At 61.0% G+C, this 25,174-nt stretch carries 20 protein-coding genes and 1 pseudogene; 11 read left to right on the plus strand and 10 right to left on the minus strand.

Annotated features, from left to right (window positions below; translation table 11 throughout):
- The 4 genes and pseudogenes from CWS72_RS27780 to CWS72_RS11710 all read left to right on the plus strand — a co-directional run.
- Positions 1-183 (plus strand): annotated as a pseudogene (locus tag CWS72_RS27780) (methyl-accepting chemotaxis protein); the annotation flags it as partial.
- Between the two features lie 441 nt (positions 184-624).
- Complete coding sequence (locus CWS72_RS11700) at positions 625-1,251, plus strand: hypothetical protein (RefSeq protein WP_101250798.1); 627 nt, start codon at positions 625-627, stop codon at positions 1,249-1,251.
- 87 nt (positions 1,252-1,338) lie between these two features.
- Positions 1,339-1,563, plus strand: a complete 225-nt coding sequence (locus tag CWS72_RS11705) for an antitoxin MazE family protein (RefSeq protein ID WP_101250917.1) — start codon at positions 1,339-1,341, stop codon at positions 1,561-1,563.
- On the plus strand, positions 1,560-1,931 hold the full coding sequence (locus CWS72_RS11710) for a type II toxin-antitoxin system PemK/MazF family toxin (protein WP_101250799.1): 372 nt from the start codon (positions 1,560-1,562) through the stop codon (positions 1,929-1,931). The genes CWS72_RS11705 and CWS72_RS11710 overlap by 4 nt, the downstream gene beginning before the upstream one ends.
- 19 nt (positions 1,932-1,950) lie before the next feature.
- Here the strand turns inward: CWS72_RS11710 and CWS72_RS11715 are convergent, their stop codons facing one another.
- The 7 genes from CWS72_RS11715 to CWS72_RS11745 form a co-directional block, all read right to left on the minus strand.
- Positions 1,951-2,481 carry a DHCW motif cupin fold protein gene (locus CWS72_RS11715; protein ID WP_241911695.1) on the minus strand — a complete coding sequence of 177 codons (531 nt, stop codon included), beginning with the start codon at positions 2,479-2,481 and terminating at the stop codon, positions 1,951-1,953.
- Positions 2,482-2,510: 29 nt separating this feature from the next.
- Entirely contained in the window at positions 2,511-2,750 is a 240-nt protein-coding gene (locus tag CWS72_RS11720; RefSeq protein WP_101250801.1) for a hypothetical protein, read from the minus strand.
- A gap of 105 nt (positions 2,751-2,855) precedes the next feature.
- On the minus strand, positions 2,856-4,055 hold the full coding sequence (locus CWS72_RS11725; protein WP_158240612.1) for a helix-turn-helix domain-containing protein: 1,200 nt from the start codon (positions 4,053-4,055) through the stop codon (positions 2,856-2,858).
- 61 nt (positions 4,056-4,116) lie between these two features.
- The gene (locus CWS72_RS11730) at positions 4,117-4,485 is read right to left on the minus strand and encodes a hypothetical protein (protein ID WP_101250803.1); all 369 of its coding nucleotides are present in this window, start codon (positions 4,483-4,485) and stop codon (positions 4,117-4,119) included.
- Positions 4,486-4,802: 317 nt separating this feature from the next.
- Positions 4,803-5,336: a TIGR00645 family protein gene (locus CWS72_RS11735; protein WP_241911696.1), complete on the minus strand. Its 534-nt coding sequence runs from the start codon at positions 5,334-5,336 to the stop codon at positions 4,803-4,805.
- Positions 5,333-9,043: an HAD-IC family P-type ATPase gene (locus CWS72_RS11740; RefSeq protein ID WP_158240613.1), complete on the minus strand. Its 3,711-nt coding sequence runs from the start codon at positions 9,041-9,043 to the stop codon at positions 5,333-5,335. The genes CWS72_RS11735 and CWS72_RS11740 overlap by 4 nt, the downstream gene beginning before the upstream one ends.
- Before the next feature lie 295 nt (positions 9,044-9,338).
- Positions 9,339-9,815 (minus strand): Lrp/AsnC family transcriptional regulator, encoded by a 477-nt coding sequence (locus tag CWS72_RS11745; RefSeq protein WP_101250804.1) that lies wholly within the window; start codon positions 9,813-9,815, stop codon positions 9,339-9,341.
- A gap of 148 nt (positions 9,816-9,963) precedes the next feature.
- Between CWS72_RS11745 and CWS72_RS11750 the strand changes: the two genes are divergently transcribed.
- Together CWS72_RS11750 and CWS72_RS11755 are read left to right on the plus strand one after the other, a co-directional pair.
- The gene (locus CWS72_RS11750; RefSeq protein WP_101250805.1) at positions 9,964-11,337 is read left to right on the plus strand and encodes a pyridoxal-phosphate dependent enzyme; all 1,374 of its coding nucleotides are present in this window, start codon (positions 9,964-9,966) and stop codon (positions 11,335-11,337) included.
- A 2-nt stretch (positions 11,338-11,339) separates the two neighbouring features.
- A complete protein-coding gene (locus tag CWS72_RS11755; RefSeq protein ID WP_101250806.1) occupies positions 11,340-12,512 on the plus strand; it encodes a trans-sulfuration enzyme family protein in 1,173 nt (390 codons plus the stop codon).
- A 54-nt stretch (positions 12,513-12,566) separates the two neighbouring features.
- Here CWS72_RS11755 and CWS72_RS11760 read toward each other — a convergent pair whose 3' ends face one another.
- The 3 genes from CWS72_RS11760 to CWS72_RS11770 all read right to left on the minus strand — a co-directional run bounded on the left by CWS72_RS11760 (position 12,567) and on the right by CWS72_RS11770 (position 15,973).
- Complete coding sequence (locus CWS72_RS11760) at positions 12,567-13,106, minus strand: carboxymuconolactone decarboxylase family protein (protein WP_101250807.1); 540 nt, start codon at positions 13,104-13,106, stop codon at positions 12,567-12,569.
- 70 nt (positions 13,107-13,176) lie between these two features.
- Entirely contained in the window at positions 13,177-14,481 is a 1,305-nt protein-coding gene (locus tag CWS72_RS11765) for an O-acetylhomoserine aminocarboxypropyltransferase/cysteine synthase family protein (RefSeq protein ID WP_101250808.1), read from the minus strand.
- A gap of 157 nt (positions 14,482-14,638) precedes the next feature.
- Positions 14,639-15,973: an aminotransferase family protein gene (locus CWS72_RS11770; protein WP_199175653.1), complete on the minus strand. Its 1,335-nt coding sequence runs from the start codon at positions 15,971-15,973 to the stop codon at positions 14,639-14,641.
- Between the two features lie 895 nt (positions 15,974-16,868).
- On the opposite strand from CWS72_RS11770, the gene CWS72_RS11780 reads away from it, so the two are divergent.
- From CWS72_RS11780 to CWS72_RS11800, 5 genes are all read left to right on the plus strand, one after another.
- Positions 16,869-19,100 carry a TonB-dependent receptor gene (locus CWS72_RS11780; RefSeq protein ID WP_158240614.1) on the plus strand — a complete coding sequence of 744 codons (2,232 nt, stop codon included), beginning with the start codon at positions 16,869-16,871 and terminating at the stop codon, positions 19,098-19,100.
- Positions 19,101-19,168: 68 nt separating this feature from the next.
- On the plus strand, positions 19,169-21,826 hold the full coding sequence (locus CWS72_RS11785) for an ABC transporter substrate-binding protein (protein WP_101250812.1): 2,658 nt from the start codon (positions 19,169-19,171) through the stop codon (positions 21,824-21,826).
- On the plus strand, positions 21,823-22,638 hold the full coding sequence (locus tag CWS72_RS11790; protein WP_101250813.1) for an ABC transporter permease: 816 nt from the start codon (positions 21,823-21,825) through the stop codon (positions 22,636-22,638). Before CWS72_RS11785 ends, CWS72_RS11790 begins: the two co-directional genes overlap by 4 nt.
- A gap of 4 nt (positions 22,639-22,642) precedes the next feature.
- Positions 22,643-24,283, plus strand: a complete 1,641-nt coding sequence (locus tag CWS72_RS11795; protein ID WP_101250814.1) for a dipeptide ABC transporter ATP-binding protein — start codon at positions 22,643-22,645, stop codon at positions 24,281-24,283.
- On the plus strand, positions 24,280-25,167 hold the full coding sequence (locus CWS72_RS11800; RefSeq protein ID WP_158240615.1) for an alpha/beta fold hydrolase: 888 nt from the start codon (positions 24,280-24,282) through the stop codon (positions 25,165-25,167). The genes CWS72_RS11795 and CWS72_RS11800 overlap by 4 nt, the downstream gene beginning before the upstream one ends.
- Positions 25,168-25,174 lie beyond the last annotated feature (7 nt).

Raw genomic sequence — 25,174 nt, forward strand, 5'->3', positions numbered from 1 at the left:
GTGCAGCAGGCTGCGGAGGGCACGCAGCAGGTGACGCAGAACATCGGCGGTGTCTCGGACGCGGCGACCGAGACCGGCCATTCGGCGCATGGCGTGCTGACCGCGGCGACCGGCCTGGCCCGCGAATCCGATTCGCTTCGTCGGGTCGTCGATGACTTTTTGAAATCCGTCCGGGCCGCCTGATAATACTTTCGGGTGAAGCTGAGCGGCCGTTCATCGCGCAAAAACATATGCGCTTAAGTCATATCTGTCATGCGCATGCGTTTGTGATGGGCGTCACTGCTCGGAAAGGCTGAATTTGCGTCTCTGCCGAGAGGATCCCCAACAGAGGATCCTCCATCGGTCGTATTTCGAAGGCCAAGGGGCGTCGCGGGTGGTTCCTACTACTATAGTATGTAAGGCTTTGCTCCGCCGGCCATAAAGGGTTCCTCTCTCCCGCCAACGTCAATAAGACACCCTTTATTTTTTTATAAAAAATGTAAAATACGATATATTTTTTTTAATAAATATATCAAAAACGGTATCAGGGAGTAGCCCACGCTAAGCATCCACAGCAAAACTGCCGTTGACTCTCAAAGATCGTGTCAGCATGTTCTTTATATCGTTTGTGTGGGGGTTGGCGCGATGGTTGGTAAGGCCATGATCGATCGAGCGACGTTCGATAGACTGTTCGGCAATACCCTGAACGCTGTTCGCAGTAACGAGTTCGGACGCATCTTCAAGGATGTGGTGGGGTCGCAGCGGGGGGCTCGTGCCGTTTCCGTGTTTGCCACAGGGATGGGCCCGGGGCTCAACGAGATGAGCATCGATACCGGCTATACCGTCGAAAGAGGTGGCGAGTTGCGCTTCTCGCAAGGCGAGGGCTGCCTGGAATTGTCCATTTATTTCAGTCCGGAGAACGAGCAGGTCGGCATCATCGAACTGGCGACCCGGGGGGGCGTCGACGTGCCGCTCAAGGATGTCGACAAGCATGTGGCGATCGTCGCCCAGGCCTTCGATATGGTGCTGCGCGACGAATTGCCGCCGGCCCGTCTGGTGCCGCCGCCCACGGTAGCCTTCCCGGTCTGGGCGATAGCCTCCGATCGCACCTTGCCGCCGCTGTCCTGGCCGTTGGAACTCGCCGCGTCCCAGTCATCCTCGACCTGCAACAGATCCAGTTCGGTCCCGATGGGCGACCATGCGCAGAACGCCGAGGTGAACGAACTCTGGTTGCAACTGAGCGCGCTTGCCGATCAGCAGAATCCCGGCTGAGGCGCCTTCCTTAATTTTTAAGAAAATATCCGGTCGCACCGACGTGTTCCTGATAGGTTGCTTCCAACCAATGAGGAGAAAATCGTCGTGGCCTCGGTATCCCAATCCAAGACATCCCGCCTGAAGGTTCGCGAGCATCGCGACCGTTTGCGGGCAGAGGGGTGGCCTCCCATCCGGACCTGGATGGCGGATGTGCGCGCACCCTCTTTCCGCGCGGCGGCGCATCGGCAATCGCTCGCCGTTGCCGCCAGCGCCCGGGCAAGCGAGGATCAGGCGTTTATCGACGCCGTCTCCGATGGGGGCGACGAATGAGGCGGGGCGATGTCTGGACCGTCGAGGGGGCCGGGGACCGTGCCGGCGATCCGCCGCGCCCCGTGGTTATCGTGCAGGATAGCTGCTTCGATGGCGCCGCTTCCATGACCGTCTGCGCCTTCACCACCGACGAGACGGAGGCTCCGCTGTTCCGTCCATCCGTGGAGCCGAACGAGCGCAATGGATTACGCGCGACCAGCCGTCTGATGGCGGACAAGATCACCACTGTTTCCAGAGCCAGGTTCGGCGAGCAGATCGGCCATCTGGACGACGAGGACATTCAACGGCTCAATCAGGCCATGCTCTCTTTTTTCGGTCTGGCGGTGTCGCCGAGAGCGAAGCGGGAAACAGAACCGATGGGTCTGTGAGGCGGGCAGGACGGGTCGATCAGGCCGCCGGCGGGCGGCCTTCGACGACGAAGAACTTCGCTCCATTGCGAGAGGAGCATCGGTGGGCGGCATCGCCGAAATCCGAGACCGAGAAACTAGAACCCGGGGTCATCTCGAAGCGACGACCATCCTTGAGCTCCACCGTGATATCGCCTTCGATCAGGTAAAGGACATGGCCGACATCGCAAAATCCGTCGGCCAGATATCCGGGCGAATATTCCGAGACCCGGACACGGGTGTCGCCGAAATCCAGGGCACGCCATTCGGTATAGCCATTCTCCCCCTGAAACCGGGTGGCGGGAAGGTTTTTCCAGTCGGTGAGCGTGAAAGGCGTGGCGGGAATGGTCATTTCTTTGTCTGCGATCCTGTTGGGGGAGCCAGTGACGAGGTTTTGACAATATGCCCCGGTGTCCGGCCGGTTTCGAACTAATTTTCCATAGCCTGGGCATCCTTCGGCAGCCACCCCCGAGGTTTCATCCAATATCAGCGGCGTCCAGCAAGCCGCGGCAGAAACCTGCCGGTCGTCCACGGATTTTCTCACCGTGGCGGCAATCCGCCTCACTCCCTCCCTTCCGTCTTCACCCAGCCCAGTTTCTGGTATTTTTCGACGCAGACGTCGCGATCGTGCCATCGCCGGACGATGTCACCGGGCGCGTAGCACTGGGCAATCTCGTTCGTCTGCGGGTTCTTCATCAGGATTGGCGGAGCGCAGGAGGTCAACAGTGCGGATATCGTCGCAAGCAGCGAGGCCGCGATGAGGAAGCGTGCCGCCGGCACCGTCCGAGGGGGCAATGGCATGGGAAAGTCCTTTCGTCTTCGCTCGGCCACGATGCGCGGCCCGATGCCGCGCCTGATGGCATGCCGACGGAGAATGGGCGAAAGGGCGGAGAGGATCGTCCGATCCTATAGGCTCGGACGGTCCTCGCCGGGGACAGCGCCTCGGACTTTTTTGCGGAAGTCGCTCGGGGTAAGACCGGAATGCTTTTTGAAGGCGGCGTTGAATGTCGATTTGGAGTTAAATCCGACGGAAAAGGCGATATCGAGAAGGCCATCGGTGTCCTTATCGGCAGCCGAGAGCAACTTCTTCGCCTCTTCGACGCGATAGCGATTAACGAAATCGAAGTAGCTGAGGCCAAGATATTGATTGATGGCCTGACTGACCGCGTTGGGGCGTGCGCCGATCGACTGGGCAAGACTGGCCAAAGATAAGCTGCTATCGCGAAAGAGCCGGTTTCTGGCGAATACCGCTTCGATCTTGACGATGATCCGTTCGGCGTCTTCCGCCGTTTGGGCGGATTTCCGGTATTTCCTGAGAGGGGCGACAATATCGGTGACCATCATCTCCGGCGTGCGCTGGAAAAACCATCCGTGATGGAGACTGATCCAAGCCATGCCATAGAGGATCAGGACGTAGCCGATGGCGAAGGCGGCATTCATCAGCGGGAGCCGCCCGACGATGAGCTGGATGCCGTCATCCAGCACATAGAGCAGCCAAAGCCCGGACAGTACCCGTAGCAACAGGCGTACCCAGGACAAACGAATCCGATCCTCCGCCCTGCCTTGTCGGGTCAAACGAACCGCCCAATAAAGATAAAGCCCCCCTTGCGCCGCGGTGATGAGATAGGCTCCCAAAGTGGACGCGACCGCGAACAGCAGTCTCGGCAGGGCGGCGGAAGTCATATTTGCGGACGACAGTTCGTGGGGGAATGGAAAGGCCAGCGCCAGAAGCAGAAAGCTCGCCAGCACCGCAAAGCAGATGCCGTGGCGCCAATGGCGGCGCGTGAGACGCCATTCCCCGGGAGCGACCTGCGCTTCCACATGCAGATAGACGAGCGGTCCGATCAGGCACGGAAAAACGTTGCCGATGTATTCGAAGCCCGGAGCGGACGACGGATAGAATCGCTCTGCGCCAAGGAAATCGTCGATCAGGCAAAGCTCAAGAACCAATGTCGCGGCGGCGATCATCATATTGGCGGGAGATCGACCGGCTGGCCGGCTGAGCAGAAAAAGAAGAAGGAAAAGGCATTGCGCTCCGCCGGCAAGATCGCCGGCCGCCGACAGAGTGTTCAAGAAATCGGTGTGCAAAACGATCCCTTCCGCCATCTCCATCCACCCGCTGGGGTCGCCATTGACGCCTCCATTTCGTAACAAGGGTGTCGATGCTTTACCCCACGATCTGGCAGGGAATGTCCTGATCCTCGGACAGCGTGTAGACCGCGCACATCCGATGATAGCCGTCGGCGATGTGGACCTTCAGCGCGGTGTAATCGCTCACCAGGAGGATCGGGGAGAGGGATTTCCCAGCCTGTATCTTGCTGAGGTTTTTGGCGACGTGACTGTTGTCCTTTCCCAGCAGAGGCAACTGCGAGGCCCGAAAAATGTCCTTGGCTTTGAAGGTGGTCATCGGCGCCGCCCGAAGCCGGTCGACAAAGTCGAGCACTTTGGCGTGGGGCAGGATCAGGTCGAGGTAGGACGTGGTGGCATCGTAATCGTGCGCTTCGGGGCGAGGCAGCCAGAGGATTTGAGAGGTCATGGTTGTGGCGGCTCCTTATCCCTGTGGACGAGGAAATGAGCTTAAACGATACATTTTCAATGTACCGCACAATTCACGCAATCTTGAGATTGTCAAATTTTATTTGATTGAATCAATATTTTATCAAATAATTCGGCGAGTGTCGGAACGCTTCGGCCAAGCGTCGGCTGCCGCCTTGGGTGGCATCCAGACGGTCATGGCGGCCTGACCGACCTCGGGGCCGGGGTGATCCGCCGCTGCAGCTGCAACCGCCTAGTCGATGTCGCGTTCCCCTTGTCACGCGGGCGGCCGAGATCTTCAGCAGGCCCCATGCGTCTCTAACCACGAGGTTTGGCCGTCAGCCGATCCATGACCGCCAAAAGCAGGCCCGAGAAGACAAAAGTTATGTGCAGACCGATGCCCCAGCCCAGGTCACGGTCAGACGTGACCGCCAGGTTCATGAAATTTTCCAGCAGGCGGATCGCGGAGATCGCGATGATCGATGCCATTAATTTCAACTTCAACTCGGAAAAATTGACCTCTCCCATCCAACTGGGTTTGTCATCGATCCCTTCCGCATCGAGCTTCGAGACGAAATTCTCGTAGCCCGCGAACATCACGATGACAAGAAGCCCGCCCATCAAAGCAAGATCGATCAGACCCAGAATGCCGACAATGATGTTGTCGCCGGTCGTGCCAAGCGCGTGACTTACCAACTCGAATGTCCGCTGGCCAAACTTAACGAGCAATACGAGCAGCCCCACGGACATGCCCGCATAAATCGGCGCCAGAAGCCACCGACTGGCGAACACGATGTGCTGAATAACCCGTTCCGCCAAATTATGGGTCATGGGTTTCTGCAAACTTGTCATAAGGGCATCCCGCGAGGCTTCACCGATTGCGGCGCAACTCTTCTTGCGGCCAGATGCCGCCAGATGATCCCGATCACGTCGTTCACCACGATGCAGACCAGAGCCGCACCGGCAGCCTCCGCCAATCGGGGCAGCCCGAGAGACGCGAAGCCGAACAGTCCCCGCAACCAGGGCACCGATACCGAGAGAACCAGTGCGGCGATGGTCGTGATGACGACGCAGATCAGTGCACGATTCGGTCGTGTCAGTACGCGGAACGCGCTGGCTTTCATCGACCGGTTGGTCAGCACCAAGCCCAAATTGCCGATGACGAGCGTCACGAAAGCCATGCACCTTGCGACCTCCTCGCCGTGCGCATCACCAATCCCGAGCTGGAAAATCCCGAGCGCCGCGACCATGACGACCGCGCCTTGCAGCAAGCCATGCAGCATGAGGGCTGTATCGAACAACGGCGCGTCGGGCTTGCGCGGCGGACGAGCCATGATGCCCTCTTCCTCCGGCTCGGCTTCGAACACGATCGAGGAGACGGGATCGATCACGAGTTCCAGGAACACCACATGGATCGGCCCGAGCACCATCGGCCATCCGAACAGGACAGGGAGCAGCGACATGCCGGCGATCGGCACATGCACCGCCAGGATGTAGCCGATGGCCTTGCGCAGATTGTCGGCGATGCGGCGGCCGAGTCTCACGGCAGTCACGAGACTCGCGAAATTGTCGTCGAGCAGCACCAGCGATGCCGCTTCCCGCGCGACATCGGTGCCGCGTCCCCCCATGGCGACGCCGATATGCGCGGCCTTGAGCGACGGCGCGTCATTCACGCCATCTCCGGTCATGGCGACGACCTCCCCCGACGTGGCGAATGCCTGAACCAGGCGCAGCTTCTGTTCCGGCATGATGCGGGCAAACACGTTGGTGTGTGCGAGCCGGGCCTGAAACTGGGCTTCGTCCAGGCCGGCCATTTCCGTGCCGGTCAGCGCTTCATCGCCGACGATGCCGGCCTGTCTGGCGATAGCCAGCGCCGTCGCCGGGTGATCGCCCGTGATCATGACGACCCGAATGCCGCCACTGGTGCAGGCTTCGACGGCGGCGGGCACCTCCGGACGCAGCGGATCGGCGAGACCGACCAAACCCAGGAAACGGAAGTCGAAATCATGCTGCGTTTGGGGCCAGGTGTCGGTCGCGCACGCGGCCTGCGCAACCGCCAGAACCCGCAGGCCTTGTGCCGCCAGGGTGGCCACGTCGCGGCGAACGGCCTCTATCCGTTCGGCTGGAAGATGGCATAGATCCGCTACCGATTCGGGCGCCCCCTTGGTGGCCACCACGAAACCGGCCCCGTTTTTGGCTTGCCAGACCTGCGACATCGCGAGCAGGGGCGGCTGCAGCGGGTAGCCGTGCGCCAGCGTCCAATCCGAATGGATATGATCGGTCTGTTTCAGAAACCGTTCGCCAAGATCGGAAAACGCCCGCTCCATCGGATCGAACGGGTCCGGGCGGCTCGCCAGGATCGAATACTCGACCAGAGAGTGAAAGCGTTCCGGCAGTTCCGAACCAATCTCCGGGGCAACCGCCCACCGCTCCCCGTCGGACATGAGCGCCGCGACGGTCATCCGGTTCAAAGTCAGGGTCCCGGTCTTGTCGGTGCACAGCACCGTCACCGCGCCAAGCGCCTCAATCGCGGCGGAGCGCCGGGTCAGGACCTTGTTCTGCGACATCCGCCAGGCGCCGAGCACCAGGAAGACCGTTAGAACGAGTGGAAACTCCTCCGGCAGCGTCGCCATCGCCAAGGTGATGCCGGCAAGGATGCCTTTGACCCACTCGCCGTGCAGGAGGCCGTAAACCAGGGCGAGCGCGACTGACGATCCGATTCCGATAACGGCAAATATCTTCACCAGCTTGCGGGTCTGGATCTGCAACGGCGTTGCTGTGCTCTCGACCGCGCCGAGTGACTTGCCGATGCGGCCGATCTCGGTGCGCGCGCCGGTGGCGAACACCCGTGCGAGACCGGTGCCGCGCACGATCAGACTGCCGGACCAAACGTTGGCGCTACCATCTCCCCCCGGTCGCGCGTCCCCGGTATCGCTTTCACCAAGTGCCTTTCGAACCGGGACGGACTCGCCGGTCAACAGCGACTCATCGGCATCGAGGTTCGTAACCTCCAGCAGCCGCGCATCGGCAGGAACCCGGTCGCCCTCCACGAGGGCCACGATGTCGCCGTCGACGACGTCACCTCCCGGAATACGCTGGCGCGTGCCGTCGCGGATGACGAATGCGCTGGGGCTGGTCAGATCCTTCAGGGCCGCCAGCGCCCGCTCCGTCCGACTTTCCTGAACGACGACAAGGACGACGTTCAGAACCGCGAAGGCGAGCAGAATCAGGGCTTCGGCAAGGTCGCCCACGAACAGATAGAGGACGCCGGCACCCAACAGCAGTTGCAGCATTGGCTCGCGCACGGCTTCCAGAACAATACGGAACGGACTGCGCTGACGTTCCTGGGGAAGCTCGTTACGGCCATCCTGCTGAAGCCTTGCCGTTGCTTCGGCAGCGGTCAGGCCCAGGTCCTGAGCGGCTTCCGTTCGATGAAGCCCGGCTTCTATGGAAGCTGGTGCGGGGCTCCCGGACAGGGCGGTGTCCGCGGCGACCTCTGGTGCCTCACCAAGCCCCTGCTGCACATACAAAACCTCAACCGCGGCCATAAGGAAAAGGGTGAGCGGGGCGGCAAGCAGGATCCCTAACGGCCCGAACAACACGCCGAACGCGACCATCGAAAGAATGGCGAGAACCGGCGGAAACGAGGTCGCCTCCGCCTGCACCATCGGCGTGATGAAATTGCCTTCGACGAAGTGGACGCCGATATACAGGCAGATAACCGAGGCGGCGTAGATCGATCCCTGCGTGAGGGCCACCAAAGTCGCGGGCACGGCGGCCAAAATAGCGCCAACAAATGGGATGAAACAGAGCAGCCCGCCCATGAGCCCGAGAGCAAAGGCTCCTTCGATACCAATCATCCACAGGCCGATGCCGGTCAGCACACCGATCGTGATCATGACCACAAGCTGACCGACCAGCCAGCGCTGCAGCACCAGTCCGGTCACGCTGAACAAGTTCTCGGCGATCGGCCGTTGTGGGGGCGGTACGAGGCGCAGGCACAGGTGACGGTAGCGGTCAGGCTGGACGGCAAGATAGATTGCCACGAACAACGCGACGACGGCGTATCCGAAAGCGCGGGTGATCAGGCCGCCCGCGGCGGTGATCATCGACGTCGCCCAGCCGGTCGCACCAACCACGTTTGCTCCACGTACCTGGTCGAGCATTTGTCGTCCGTAAGGACGCTCGGTCATCCAGGCCATGAACAGCTTGAACCCGGTGGGCGTGGCCTCGATCACGGCGTCCAGTTGGACAGTGATCGTCGAACCGAAGACCCACAGAGCGGACGCGAAGAGGCAAAGCCCAAGAAGGAAAACGCCGGCCAGCGCAAAGCTCCTGCGGATGCCCGTGTGCCGCGCCACCAGCTTCGCCGCCGCGCACAGCCCGATGGCGAGAAGAATCGCTCCGAACAGCAAAATCAGAATATCGCTCAACTGCCACACAGCGCCGGCAAGCGCGGCGATGAGGAGGATGACGATCAGTCGTCCCGCAAATGTGCCGAGTGTCATAATGCCGGTGCTGGGTTGGCCGGACGTCTGGCGCGGTTTGATTATCTGCATGGAAAATGCTCCAGCCAGCGAAAGGCAACCCGAAGCGGGCTCCAACCGCCTGACATGCTGCCGCCTCTAAGCGATGGATATTAGTCGACATGCAATGGAGGTCTCAGTATCGGAAAATACTTAAGGGCCAGGGACTTTGTCCCAGGCGCTTATACCAAGTCTCGATGAGGATGACTCATCGAGACTTGGTTTGGCCCATTGAGGGCTCGGTGATCGGTTCCGATCATCGAAAATTGGTATTAGCCGTCTGCGAGCGTGGCGTTTCGGGCGGCTTTCGGTGGCTAACCCCGCGCCTCTATTTTTCAAGATGGTCCAGGGGAAACGGGGCGCGGTCTTTCACCGTGCGGATGACGAAGCTGCTGCGCACATCCTTGATTTCGGGGAATTTCAGCAGCTTTCCCACCAGGAAACGCTCGTAAGCCTGAAGGTCCGGCACCACCACTTCCAGCAGATAGTCGGTCTCGCCCGAGACGAGGTGACCGGCAATGACCTCGGGAAGAGCCTTGAAAGCCTCCTGAATCGCCGAAGTCTGCTCCTCGCGGTGCACCGCGATCCTTACCCCGACCATTACCGTCAGCCCGAGACCGATGTTCGAGGGCGCCAATTCAGCCCTGTATCCCTGAATATATCCCGCCTTCTCCAGAGCCTTGACCCGTCGCAGGCAAGGAGTCGGGGAGAGCCCGATGCGGTCGGCCAGATCGGCATTGCTGATTCGGCCGTCCTTTTGCAGTTCGGCCAGAATTCGGCGGTCGAAGTCGTCCAGATGGCTCATGAGCACGATATCCTCATTTCCAGTAGCTTTATAGATTATCATGTCAATTTCACATGAAATCGTCAATGAGTTCGCAATGACATGCTACGCATGCTCGTGCGACTGTATAAATGTGCTTAATTTTACAATATTTGGAGCAGAATCGGCCATGATCCGGAATACTCGCCCCGCCGTGCTCGGATTGATCGGCAACACGCCGCTGATCGAGATCACCCGCCTCGACACCGGCCCCTGCCGGCTGTTCTTGAAGCTGGAATCCCAGAACCCCGGTGGTTCCATCAAAGACCGCGTCGGATTGTGGATGATCGAGGCCGCCGAACGGCAGGGCAAGCTGGCGCCAGGCGCCACCATCGTCGAGGCCACCGCCGGCAACACCGGCCTGGGCCTGGCCCTGGTGGCTCGCGCCAAGGGATATCGATTGGTGCTGGTGGTGCCCGACAAGATGGCCGCCGAGAAGGTGCTGCAGTTAAAGGCCCTGGGGGCCACGGTGCATGTCACCCGCTCGGACGTCGGCAAGGGGCATCCGGAATATTACCAGGATTACGCGGCCCGCATCGCGGCGGGAACGCCGGGCGCCTATTTCGTCGACCAGTTCAACAATCCTTCCAATCCCGCCGCCCATGAAGAATCGACGGGGCCGGAAATCTGGGCGCAGACGGCTCACGCGGTGGACGCCATCGTCTGCGGCGTCGGCTCGGGTGGAACCCTGACCGGCTTGACCCACTTCTTCCGCCGAGCCAGTCCCTCCACCGAATTCGTGCTGGCCGATCCCAAGGGATCGATCCTGGCCGACTACATCCGCACCGGCACTTACGGCGAGGCAGGCTCCTGGGCGGTGGAAGGCATCGGCGAGGATTTCGTGCCGCCGATCGCCGATCTGACCGGCGTCAAACACGCATACGAGATTCCCGACGCCGAGAGTTTCGCCGCCGCCCGTGAACTGCTGCGCTCGGAGGGGATCCACGGCGGCTCCTCCACCGGCACCCTGCTGGCCGCCGCCTTGCGCTATTGCCGCGAACAGACCGAGCCGAAGCGGGTGGTGACCTTCGTCTGCGACACCGGCACCCGCTATCTGTCCAAGGTCTACAACGACAATTGGATGCGCGACCAGGGACTGCTCCCCCGTGAGAGCTTCGGCGACCTGCGCGATCTCATCGGCCGGCGTTTCGAGGACGGATCGGTGGTCAGCGCCGCCTCCACCGATCCTTTGCAGACGGTGTTCGTGCGTATGCGCTATGCCGAGGTATCCCAGCTGCCGGTCATCGATAACGGTCGCGTCGTCGGTCTGATCGACGAGACGGACCTGTTGAATCGCGTGCGCGAAAATCCGGCCAGCTTTGCCGAGCCCGCCGCCGACGCCATGAGCCGCACCCTGGAAATCCTGTCGCCCAAGGCCGGGATCAATCGCCTTCAGGACGTATTGGACCGCGGACTGGTGGCCATCATCGCCGAGGGTGACGCCTTCTACGGCCTGATCACCCGCTTCGACCTGCTCAATCATCTGCGTAAGAAGGTTGCCTGATCATGACCATCGAAGACAAACCGGACCAGCTGGGGTTCGGCACCCGGACCATCCATGGCGGGCAGCATCCCGATCCATCCACCGGCGCCATCATGCCGCCGATTTACGCCAACTCCACCTATGCCCAGGAAAGCCCCGGTGTGCATAAGGGGCTGGATTACGGCCGCTCTCACAACCCCACCCGCTGGGCGCTGGAGCGGTGCCTGGCCGATTTGGAGGGCGGCAGCAAAGCCTTCGCCTTCGCGTCCGGCCTGGCCGCGATCGCCACCGTTCTCGAACTGCTGGAGCCGGGTGCCCACGTTATCGCCGGCGACGACCTCTACGGCGGCACCTACCGCCTGCTGGAGAAGGTGCGCCGCCAGACCGCCGGGTTGAGCATCAGCTATGTGGATGCCACCGATCCCGACGCGCTGACCGCGGCGATTCGGCCGGAAACCCGTATGCTTCTGGTGGAGACCCCCTCCAATCCGCTGCTGAGGCTCGCGGATTTACGGAGGTTGGCCGCCATCTGCCGGGGGCGGGGCATCATCGCCGTGGCCGACAACACCTTCGCCACCCCCTGGGTGCAGCGGCCGCTGGAGTTGGGCTTCGACATCGTCGCCCACTCCACCACCAAATATCTGAATGGCCATTCCGACGTGATCGGCGGTGCCGCCATCGTCGGCGAGCGTGCCGATCTGGCCGAACGGCTGGGGTTTCTGCAGAACGCCGTCGGCGCCATCGCCGGTCCGTTCGATGCCTTCCTGACCCTGCGCGGCATCAAGACGCTGGACGTGCGCATGCTCCGTCATTGCGACAATGCCGGTCAGTTGGCCGTCTGGCTGGAACACCATCCCAAGGTTCGCCGCGTGATCTATCCCGGCCTGGCGTCCCATCCCCAGCATGAACTGGCGCGGCGCCAGATGCGAGGCTTCGGCGGCATGATTTCCGTCGAACTCGACACCGATCTCGCCGGCACGCGGCGGTTCCTGGAGGCGTGCCGCATCTTCACTTTGGCGGAAAGTCTGGGCGGAGTGGAGAGCCTGATCGAGCATCCGGCCCTGATGACCCATGCCACCATCCCGCCTGAACAGCGGGCGCGTATCGGGATCGGCGATTCCCTGGTGCGGCTTTCGGTCGGCATCGAGGAATTGAAGGACCTGCAAGCCGATCTGGAACAGGCGCTGTCAGCCTGAGGCGTCGGGGGGCCGGCCGGCCATCGCCGGCCGGCCCACGGCCCGGAGCCGGATTCAGACGAAATAGTTCTCCGGCTGGATGCGGAATGAATCGAGCTCCTGGTCGACATCGATCCTTAGAGCGCTATTGAAGACGTTGTTGACGATCATCAGTGCCCCGAACACCGTCAAATCGACAATCTGCTCGGCGGTGAAGGCTTTCTCGAGACGGGCGTACAGCGTGTCGGGAATACGGTTCGCATCCTTGGCGAGCTGGAAGCCGAAGTCCCATAGAAGTTGCTCCTGATCGTTCAAGGTCAGGTGCTCGGGGTCATCGCCCCAGCCGACGATCTCGCGGCGCATGAAGGTGGTGCAGAGTTCGCAGGCATTGGCGCGGGAAATGGCGAAGGAGAATAGCACCGCCCCGCGTTTGCCGATGACCGGCACGACCTTGTCGAACAACGCATACCATTCCAGGACCGCCTTCAAGGCGACGGGAGAATGCAATAGCACCGCTTTCATGTTGGTCAAGGGATGCGTCTTCACCAAATCGTCGTGAAACGCGCGGATTTCAGGTGTTGCCGTGGCGAGGTCGAAAAAAGGAATGCGTGACATGAGGAACTCTCCTTGTTTCAGGAAAAACGAAGGGGGCCGCGATGATCGGTTCCGATCACCGCGATTGGTATTAGCCCGCGCTGCGAGAAAAGGCCTGGTCGAGATCCCAAAGAAGATCGTCGATATTCTCCGTGCCGATGGAAAGGCGAATTTGCTCTGGACGAACACCCGCTAAAATTTGCTCTTCCTTGGTCAATTGACTGTGCGTGATGGTGGCCGGATGGACGACCAGGGACCGCGAATCACCCACGTTGGCAAGGAACGAAAACAGTTCCAGCGACTCGATGAATTTCTTCGCTCGCTCCAGGCCGCCCCTGATGCCGAACGACAGAATCGCCCCCGGTCCCCTCGGCAGGTATTTGCGGGCCAATGCATGGGAGGGATTGTCGGCGAGGCCGGGATAACTGACCCATTCGACCTCGGCATGGCTTGCCAGATGTTCGGCGATGCGTTGGGTGGACGCGACCTCGCGCTCCAGGCGCAACGACAGCGTCTCCAGGCCCTGAAGTAAGAGGAAGGCGTTGAACGGGCTAAGACAAGCGCCAAGATCCCGCAGGTAGTGCAACCGCGCCTTCATGACGAAGACAATGTTTCCCGCCCCCGGTACGTCCCTCCATTTGTCCCAATGGATGAACCCGCCATAGGCCGGGTCCGGGGTGGTGAAATCGGGGAACTTACCGTTCGACCAATCGAAATTCCCGCCGTCGACGATCAGGCCGCCGATGCTCGTGCCGTGTCCCCCGATGTATTTGGTCGCCGAATGCACCACGACATTGGCGCCATAGTCGAAGGGGCGGAACAGATATGGCGTCGCAAAGGTGTTATCGATGATCAGCGGAATGCCGTTTTGTTCGGCGACGCGGGCCACGGCCTCGAAATCGACGATGTTGATGTCGGGGTTGCCGATCGTTTCGACAAAGATCGCGCGGGTGCGCTCGGTGATGGCGGCGGCGAAATTTTCCGGGTTGGCCGAATCGACCAAAGTGGTGCGGACGCCATGCCTGGGCAGGGTATTCGCGAACAAGCTGAAGGATCCGCCGTAAAGCGTCTTCGCCGCGACAACCTCTTCGCCGGCGTGGGTGATGTTCAGGATGGCATAGGCGGTCGCGGCCGATCCCGATCCTAACGCCAAAGCCCCGGTGCCACCCTCAAGCGCGGCGATGCGGCGTTCAAGAACGTCGTTGGTCGGATTGCCCACCCGGGAATATTCGAACCCGAAATCCTCGACCGCGGCGATCGCCTCGGCCGAAGCGAAATCTTTAAAGACAAATGATGCCGTCTGATAGATGGGCACGGCCTGGGCGCCAGTGGTGGGGTCGGGTGTTTGCCCGGCGTGCAATTGCAGTGTGTCGAATCCAAACGGTCTGGCGCTCATGACAAGGTCTCGCGGTTCGGGGAGGGGCGGCGAACGAACGGTTTTTCGATGCCGATGCGGTTGGAATGACGGCCGTCGTCCGCAGCGGCATCGGACTCAATGGGCGGAGCATGCGACATTGGAAACTCCTTGTCGTTTCACGGTGATTTCAAGCCGATCAGCGTGGCAGAACCGCTTCAATCGACGTGACGACGATGTCGGCGATCTGATCGATGACCTGCTCAGGGGTGACAAGCGGTGGTGCCAGGCAAATGATGTCCGGCAATACACGCGTATAAAGCCCTCGCTTCAGCAGTTCCCGACGGACCCGCTCGCCGATGGCGTCGCTGGCGGCGAATCGTTCCTTGGATGGGCGGTCCGCCACCAGTTCCAGGCCGACCAGAAGCCCCTGGCCACGGATGTCGCCCACATTGGGGTGGTCGGCCAAAGCGTTTCGAAGATGCTGTAACAATCGGGCGCCCTGCCGGGCGGCCCGTTCAACCAACCCCTCCTCGTCAAGGACGCGGATGGTTTCAAGGGCGACGGCGCAAGCCACCGGATGGGCGGAATTGGTGTAGCCGTGCCACCAGCGACGTTCGGGCGGGGCTCCATCCAGGACGGACTTGATACGCTCCGAGACCCCCATGCCACCCAGAGGAATGTAGCCGCTGGTGATTCCCTTGGCGAACTGCATGATATCCGGACGCACTCCCCAATGATCGAGACCAAACCAGCGTCCGGTCCGGCCGAACCCGGTGATCACTTCATCGGCGATCAACAGGACGTCGTAGCGGTCGCAAATGGCCCGGATGCGAGGGAAATAGTCGTCCGTTGGCACGATGATGCCGCCGCCTCCCCCCTGGATCGGCTCGGCGATAAACGCAGCCACATTGTGCGGGCCGATTCGCACAATCGCTTCTTCCAGCAAATCCGCGGCGGCTTCCCCGATGCTGCGCCGGTCGCCAGGCGCGCTTGTGAAGCGATAGGGGTAAGGGGACGCGATGTGGTGAAATCCAGGAAGACGCGGGCCGAAGACTTCGCTGAATTCGGCAACTCCCGTCGCGCTGGCGGCTCCGAGAGTCGAACCGTGATAGGACAGTTCTCGGGCAATGACGGTGGTTTTGGCGGATTTTCCCAGGGCCCGCCAATAATAGCGGGCGGTCCGAATCGAGCTGTCGGTGGCTTCGCCGCCGCCGCTGGTGAAATAAAAGGCGTGGATCGACGGCGGCACCAGACCCGCGAGGCGATCGGCCAAAGCGATGGCGGGTGGGTGGGTGGCCCCGGCGTAGGCCGTTGAGAAGGCTAGACGGGACAACTGCCGTGTGGCGGCGTCGACCAGTTCGCGCCGGCCGTGCCCCAGGCTGACGTTCCACATTCCGCTCAATCCGTCGATCACGCGCCGACCGTCGATGTCCGTCAGAAAGACGCCATCTCCGTGCACCCAGACGAATGGATCGGCGCTGTCGCTCGGGTGGTGCTGCGGGTGCAATAGATGGCGCCGGTCGGACGTCACGAGGTCCGCCTTGTCGAGAGAGGAAAGAGCGTGGGAAAAGCATTCTGATGGCGATTGACTCATGACGTTCTTTGTCCGTTCGAGAGCTGCCGACTCTCCTGGGGTTCTGTTCTTGCCCCGTTCCGGAGTTTAGACGCGCATCAGCGACGCCGACATCAGCAGAGCGGGACCCGAAAAATGGAACCGTGCATTGGGGGAAGGGGGACGAGCCGAATGCCGCAAAAACTGCCGCAGACCGCAGCGTTTCCGCTTACGCGAGAAGCGGTCTACACGGATCAGCTGATCCGGATACGGCGGGAAGAAACAGCCCGAATCCATCGAATCCGGTGCTGTGTTCCCAAATTATAACCGCGTGGCGAAAGGCAACGTCTTTCATGGCTGGGATCGTGCTCATCCCCCGCCGTATTGTCAATCGTTTTGGTGGCCTATGTTAAAAATAACCATAAAAAAAAGTTGTTTATGAGAATTCATAGTCAGTAGATAGATTGAATTGACATTGCTGCCAAAGGTGTGGTTTCGTCGTCGCCAGAGAGGGAAGCGAGACCTATGGCTGAGCATGAAATTGCCCGTTGGGAAGAGGTGTCCGGTTTCGCCGGCTTCCGCCTATTCCTGCCTGCGGTCGCCGGAGCCGCCGACCCTTGTACCGGGGTGATGGCCTAAGCCATCACCTCTGTTCCGCCTCGCCGGAACGACAATCACTCGAACAGGTGAATCTTTCCATCGTCGTCTCGCCTTATTGGGCCGCGAGCGCTGTGGGTTGTCCTATGGGCACTCGCATGGCGGAGGCGGAACGAGGTGGGCCGGGCAATCGATCTCCATGGGGGACGCAATCATTATGGCTATCAGATGTATTTCCGGGACTTCCTTGTGCTTTGTATCCGTGTTGCTGGGAGGCGTGTCCTCGCCCGCCTTGGCGCAGAGTGCCGACACCCCGCCGGTGCCATCGCCAACGGCTCAAACCGCCGTCTCGGATGGACAGAAAAGCAATAAGCCGGCTGTTGCCGGGCAATCCGATCAAGGTCTTGAGGAAGTTGTCATTACCGCCCAGCATCGGGAGCAGTCGGCTCAGGATGTCGGCATATCGTTGACCACCTTGTCGCACGAGGATCTGGAACAACACGACGTAAAGAGCGTCAACGATCTGGCCAAATTAGCCCCCAGCTTTCAAGCCGAGCCGGCCTTCGGTAGCGGCGTGCCGCAGTTCCGCATCCGTGGCATGGGGTTCAACGACTACGCGTCGAACAACTCGCCAACCGTCGGCATCTACGTCGATCAGGTCGCCTATCCCATTCCGATCATGACCCAGGGACTGCTCTTCGACATCGATCGCGTCGAGATTTTGCGCGGTCCGCAAGGCACCCTCTATGGACGGAACACCACCGGGGGGGCGGTCAACATTCTTACCGCCGATCCGACCGACAAATTCTCCTTCGGCGTGACATCCGAATACAACAGCCTGAACGACTTCAAATCCGAAGCCTACGCATCGGGCCCGGTCAGCGACCGCTTCCGCATCCGGTTGTCCGGCGGCACCGAACAGGGGGGGGCCTGGCAGAAGGACCGCGTCACCGGTCAGTCCCTGGGCGACAAGGATACCGGCGCCTTGCGCGTCAAGACCGACTGGGACGTCAACGACGACCTCAACATCAAAATCAATGCCCATTATGGCCGCGACGCGTCCGAGAACGTTGGCGCCTACCTGATCAAGTCTTACACGACGCCGAGCGGACGGGTCATTCCCGCCGACACCGATCGGACCAAGACCGGCTGGGGTATCTCCTCGTCTTTCGCCTCCGTCACCGGCCTGTCGCAATCGACCAAGCCGTCCCGTGACAACGATACCTATGGAACCAATGTCACACTGGAACAATCTTTCGGTGCCATAAAATTCACCAATATTGCGTCATATGAGGGATTGCAACGTCGAGAACTCGATGATTGGGACGCAACATTGGTAAACTCTGCCAATATATTTTATAAAAGCGAAGCTAATGTTTTCTCAGACGAGGCTCGTCTCAGTTCGAACCAGCCAGGGCCATTGCAATGGGTGACGGGACTTTATTATTCTCGTGAACACCTGAAGGACAAATTTTATGATGACTTCATGGACAATTACGGGTTCGTGAGCGAGACGGCCTACAAACAGAATACCCAGACCATTAGCGAGTTTGCTCAGGTTGATTATGCCCTTACCGATCAGATTAAACTGATCGGCGGGGTGCGCAACGAGCGTGAAGACCGAAAACTGACGGATTTCTCCACTAAATATGCGACGTTGAACATCACGTCCTTTGCCATCCCGTCGGAAAGCACGGGAATGAGCAAGGTCAGTGGCAAGGCTGGGCTTGAATACCGGGTGATTCAGCCTGTGTTGCTTTACGCCACGGTGAGCCGCGGCGTCAAATCGGGCGGGTTCACCGCCTACAACACCCTTGCTCCGGAACAGCTCACGCCCTTCAAGCCGGAAAAGGTGCTGAACTACGAAACCGGCTTCAAGTCCGATCTCATTGGCCGCAAGCTCCGTCTCAACGGCGCGGTCTATTATGAAGATTATAAAGATGAGCAGGTCCAGTCGGCGGTGTGGAACAGCACCTACGGAACCATCGGGAAGATCGTCAACGCGCCCAAATCCGAGCTTTATGGCGGTGAATTGGAACTGGATGCCGAACCGACCCCGAATTTGCACATTGGCAACGGCATCGGCTATTCGCGAGGCCACTACGATCAATTCACCGATCTTGATGCGCCGGCATCGACGAATGCCGGACATGCGATCTATGTCGATAAATCGGGCCGCGACTTGGGCTTCCCGAAACTGACCTATAACGGCTCCGTGTCCTACACCGTCCATTCTCCCGAATACGACATCACGCCCCAGCTTGATTACAGCTATCGCGGCCAGCAGCGGTCCAACTTCGGCAATGCTTACGACATTGCGCCCTACTGGATTTTTGATGCCGGGGTAACCGTGCGGCCAACCGATGGCAATTGGGCGGTGACGCTCTATGGAAAGAATATCTTTGATAAGAAATACGACGTTACCCGGAACTACTTCGTACCCCAATCGTCGATCGGAGTTCTTGGAGAACCCGCCTCCTTTGGCGTCCGTGTAAAATACACCTATTGATCACAAGATGGAGACAAGTCGCCACGGCCGCTTGTCTCCATCTTTTCGTTCATTTGGAAAATGATGCGATGTCCCAAGCCCACGCGGTCATACCTGTCCGCGCCGATCGAACCCGGTCGGCGCCCCTCTCTCGCCGGGCGGGATGCCTCCGGCAGCCCTTCGGCGCCGCTCGCATCGGCTCGCGGCTCCTGCGCATTCCGCTCTTCATCGCCGGTTTTCTTGTAGCTTTGCTGGCGCTGGCCGATGGAGCCCGCGCGGCCGACCAGCTGATCATCGGCAGCCAACTGGAACCGACCGGCCTCGATCCCACGATCACCGCTTCCTCGGCGACGGCGCAAGTGCTGTTTCCCGCGGTTTACGAGGGACTGGTGCGTCTGGAGGCGGATGGCGTCGTCAAACCGTTACTGGCGACGTCGTGGGACGTTTCGCCGGACGGCAAGACCTATACCTTCCATTTGCGACAAGGGGTCCGCTTCCATGACGGCGCGCCATTCAATGCCGAGGCGGTGCGCTTTTCGCTGGAACGGATCATTGCCGCCGATTCCATTAATCCGCAAAAAACCGAATTGACCGCCCTCGATCATGTCGAGACCCCTGACGCCGAGACCGCGATCCTGCGACTTAATCGGCCTTATAGCCGCTTGCTTCAGGTGTTGGGGTGGGGGCCGATGGTGATGATGTCGCCCGCTTCGGCAGCAGGCAACGCATTGGCGCCGGTCGGCACGGGACCGTTCCGGTTCTTCGATTGGAAGCGCGGCGACTCCATCGTCCTGGTGCGAAACCCCACCTATTGGGGGCGTCCCGCTCGGTTGGAGCGGGCCGTCTATAAGTTCATCGCGGACCCCAATGCGGCGTTGGCGGCGTTGAAAGCCGGTGACGTCAATGCCTTCGACGCATATCCCGCCCCCGAAAATATCGCCGCCCTGCAAGCCGATCCGCGCTTCAAGGTGGATACCGGATTGAGCCAGGCCAAGACCATCATGGCGCTCAACAATGCCCGGCCGCCGTTTGATAATTTGCAGGTGCGCCAAGCCTTGTCCTATGCGGTGGATCGTCGGGCGGTGATCGACGGCGCGATGTTCGGCTATGGCGAACCGATTGGCAGCCATTTTCCGCCGCAGGAACCGGGCTATGTGGATTTAACCGGGCGTTATCCACACGATCCGGCGAAAGCGAGGGCTTTGCTGGCCAGCGCCGGCTATCCGCACGGCTTTACGGTTTCCCTTAAGCTTCCCCCCCTCCCTTATGCGCGGCGCAGTGGCGAGATCGTCGCTGCCCAGTTGGCCGAAGTGGGCGTGCATGTCGATCTGATCAATCTTGAATGGATGTCCTGGCTTGAGCAAGTATACATCCATCATGATTTCGATATGTCCATCGTCGCGCATATCGAACCCATGGATTATAACATCTATGGCCGAGATAATTACTATTTTGGGTATAACAGTCCTGATCTCCAGTCCTTGCTTCATCGCCTCGATGCGGCAACGGAAGCTGACGACCGAAGATCCCTGCTCAAGGATATTCAGATCAAGATCGCCGAGGACGCCGTAAACGTATTCCTGTTCGATCTGCCGGTATTCGTGGTGCGCGATGCTCGCGTCAGCGCTCTGTCGCATCTGACGCCGGTGCAGCTTGTCGATTTGGCCGGTACCTCGATCGAGGCCGGCGATGGAACGGCCGACGGGGCCACCGGCAACGCGGCCTGGCGAGGTGTGCTCGCCTGCATTTCGGTGCTGGCCATCGCCCTGCTGTCGGGAGCGTTGTGGCGCGCCGGTCCCACCTACCTGCTCGGCCGTTTGGGATTGCTGGCCGTAGTCCTGGTGGCGGCCAGCCTGCTTATCTTCGTTGTTCTGCAGATCGCTCCCGGCGATCCGGCCCGTTACATGCTCGGGATGGACGCCATGCCCGATTCGGTGGCCGCGCTTCGCCACCGCATGGGATTGGAGGGCGGCGCCGTCCCGCGCTATCTGCGTTGGCTGGGCGGTTTGCTACGGGGAGATTTCGGCGTCAGTTATACTTATGGGGTGCCGGTCGCCGATTTGATCGGCGAGAGGCTGCGGGTTTCCCTGCCGCTGGCGATTTACGCACTCCTGTTATCCTCCGGATTGGCGTTCCTGATCGGCTTGTATTCGGCGCTGCGACGCGGAAGCTGGATCGATGGCACCTTGAGTGCCGTTTCCCAATTGGGGCTGGCGATCCCGGAATTCTGGCTGGGTCTGGTTCTGGTCCTGGTGTTCGCCCAGCATCTCCATTGGACCTCGGCGGGTGGATTTCCCGGCTGGCAAGGCGGCTTTCTGCCGGCGGTACGTGGATTGACGCTGCCGGCCATAGCGCTGGCATTGCCCCAGGCGGCGATCCTGGGGCGCGTCCTGCGGGGCGAATTGATCGACGCCCTGGGTGAGGATTATGTCCGCGCGGCCCGTGCCAAAGGCATGAGCGAGCGCCGGGCGCTCTTCCGTCATGCCCTGCCGAACGTTCTGGTGCCGGTCTTTACGTTGTTGGGGATGCAGGCCGCGTTTCTGCTGGCCGGCAGCATCATCGTCGAGAATGTCTTTTCCCTGCCGGGTCTGGGACGTCTGGTGTTCCAAGCCGTCACGCAACGCGACCTGATCGTCGTGCAGGCGGTGGTTTTGGTGCTGGTGGCGGCCGTCGTGTCGGTCACGGCGCTCGCCGACCTGGCTTGTGCCACTCTGGATCCGCGTTGGCGCGGGAGGCGGGAACGATGAAGGCCCCTGTTCGTATTATCCTGGGAAGCGCGGTGATCGGAACCGTGATCGCGGCGGCCCTGCTCTCCTTGTTCTGGACACCTTATGACCCCACGGCGATGAACATCGCCGAGCGTCTGCAGCCGCCCTCCAGCGTTCATTTGTTCGGCTCCGATCCCTATGGTCGGGACATCTTTTCCATGATCCTGGCGGGGGCGCGCGGCGCTTTGGGAGTTGCCTTGGCCGCGGCCCTGATCGGCATCGGGCTGGGCGTGCCTCTGGGGCTGTGGGCGGCGGCGGGGCGGAGCTGGGTGGACGAAATCCTGATGCGAGCCTGCGATGTCGTTTTTTCCTTCCCGGCCGTCGTGGTGGCGGTGCTGATCGCCGCCAGTTTCGGCCCCGGCGCACGGAATGCGGTGATCGCCATCGGTATTTTCAATATTCCCGTGTTCGCGCGGCTGACCCGCAATGCGGCGCGCGGCCAATGGAATCGCGACTATGTGTGGTTCGCGCGATCGGCGGGACGGAGCGCGCTGGGCATCTCCCTCACTCATATCCTGCCCAATATTCTCGGACTGTTGGGAACCCAGGCGACCATCCAGCTTTCCATCGCCGTTTTGGCCGATGCGGGCCTGTCCTATGTGGGGCTGGGCACGCAGCCCCCGATGCCGAGCTGGGGGCGCATGCTGGAAGAATCTCAAACAATGATTGGGTTTGCCCCTTGGCTGTCGTTGTTTCCCGGGCTGGCGGTGGTTCTGACGGTGCTGGGGTTGTCTTTGTTGGGCGACGGTCTGGGGGCCTTGCGGCGCCTGCACCGCTCGCCGGGGGAATGAAAACATGGCGCTGTTGGACGTCGAATCGCTGAGCCTTTCCATCGGTCGCAAACCGGTCCTCAGATCCCTGTCGTTTTCGCTGGAGACCGGACGGATATTGGGATTGGCGGGGATGTCGGGATCGGGAAAGTCGCAAACCCTGCTCTCGATCATGCGGCTGGTGGATGGGGCAGCACGGCTTTCGGGATCGATCCGGCTGGACGGCGTGGCGTTGGAGGCGTGCAGCGAGGCCGAGTTATGCGCCATCCGAGGCCGGGATATCGGCATGGTATTTCAAGAGCCCCTGACCGCGCTCGATCCGATCATGACGGTCGGCGAGCAGATCATCGAGACCGTGCGACTGCACACTCGATTGCCGCGCGCTCAAGTCCGCGAGGTGGCCCTCCAGGCTCTGGAACTGGTGGAACTGCCCGCATCCTACCTGTCATCGAAACGCTATCCCCATGAACTGTCGGGGGGCCAACGGCAACGGCTGGCCATTGCCATGGCCATCGCCCTGAAACCGAAACTGTTGATCGCCGACGAACCGACCGCGTCCCTCGACGCGGCCACCCAGATGGCGATCCTCGCTCTGCTGCGCCGCCTGGTGCGAAACGAAGGAATGGGATTGCTCCTGGTCAGTCACGATCTGACGGCACTCGCCTCGATCGCCGACGACATGGCGATCCTGCACGACGGAGAGATCATCGAACAGGGGGAAACACTGTCCCTGTTGGACCATCCGCGCCATCCCTATGCCCAATCGCTGGTCTCGGCCGCCGCCTTGCCGCCGTTTCACCGGAAAGGGGAAATCGACAAGGCGGCCCCGCCGATTTTGGAAGCCAGAGAGATCCGGTGCACATATCCGAAACCTCGCTCGGCCTTCTGGAAGAAGCGCCAATCGAGGCTTGCGGTCGACGGCGTCGGTCTGACCCTGCGATCCGGCGAAATTCTGGGAATCGTCGGTGAATCGGGAAGTGGGAAGTCGACGTTGGTGCGCCGGTTGCTGGCTCTGGTTCCGCCTCAGGGCGGCGAGGTGCTCATCGGCGGGGAAGTGTTTCCCAGCCGCGACCGAGCGGAAACCCGGCGCCTCCGAGGCCGAATTCAGGTGGTGTTTCAAGATCCCTACGGGAGCTTCGATCCGCGGTGGCGAATTGAGGATGTGGTGTCGGAGTCCCTGGGATTACGTGGCGTACCGGTGTCTCGCGCCGAACGTCGCCGGTTGGTCGAGGCGGCGCTGACGGCGGTCGGGCTGGATGCCGCCCACGCCGATCGTCTGGCGCATCAATTTTCCGGTGGTCAGCGGCAGCGCATCGCCATAGCCCGCGCACTGATCGTCAAACCGGACGTCATCGCGCTGGATGAGGCGACGTCGGCTCTCGATCCGTCGAACAAGGCGCAGATTCTTGCTTTGCTGACGAGACTCGTGCGCCAGGGCGGAACCTCCTTGTTGTTCGTTTCGCATGACATGGCCGCCGTCCGTTCGGTGGCCGACCGCGTCATGGTGATGAAGGACGGCCGGGTGGTCGAAACCGGTGCGACCGCCGACGTATTCGACCATCCCCATCATCCCTATACGACGGCGCTGTTGGCCTCCTCACCACCGCTCGAGCGGGTGCTGTCGGCCCGCCGCGCCGCAGTTCGACAAGAAGAGACATGCCCATGACCTCCGACGATTCTTCCATCCCGGACAACGATAAGCTGTTCATCCGCACGCAGTCCCCCGCCGACGGCCAACGTGACCGAATGCTGAGCTACGTGCTCGCCAATGACGGGGGCGCGCACGGCTTGACCCTGTTCTTTTGCCACGGCGGTGGCGGCAATAAGAATCAATGGCGCCGTCAGTGGAGCCATTTCGCCGCGCAGGGGGCTCGGCTGGTCGCCTGGGATTGCCTGGGGCACGGATGCAGCGCCCAACCCCGCCGACCGAATGCTTATGACGGCGCTCTCACGATCGGCGACTATCTGGAAGTCGTCCGTCGCTTCGGGTCCCGACGAAACATTCTCGTCGCCCATTCCTATGGTTGCCTGTTGACCCTGGCTGTCTTGCTGGCGTTACGCGAGGCGGACGAGCTGAATCGCATCGCGGGTGTTTTGCTGTTGGCTCCGCCTTCGCCTCTTCGTCCCTTGGCTTTGGGGCCGATGGCATATTTGCCCGCCTTCGTCCTCGAATGGCTTCGGCCGCGCCTGACGACGGCTTTCCGCCATTTGGCATGGCACCCGGACACCGATCCCGATCTCGTCGCATTCGAAGAGCGGGCCACGCGGGGAAATGCCATGCGGACGGTCAAAGCGGTCTTTTCCGGGGCGGTTCGTCTCGACCCGGCAAGCCTTGGCGCGCTATCCTTGCCCATCGATATCGCGGTCGGCGCCGAAGACCGCCTGACGCCTCCCAATCAGGCGCAAGACTTGGCGGCTCTCCTGCCAGGAGCGCGGTTGCATGTCGTGGACCAGGCGGCTCATCAGGTCATGCTGGAACGTCCGGAGGCCATCAATGCGCTGCTCGAAACCCTTCTCGCATCCGCGAGTGTAACGGCCGGCGGGCGTTGATCTCGTT

The organism is Telmatospirillum siberiense (assembly GCF_002845745.1).
GTDB classification, from domain to species: domain Bacteria; phylum Pseudomonadota; class Alphaproteobacteria; order Rhodospirillales; family Magnetospirillaceae; genus Telmatospirillum; species Telmatospirillum siberiense.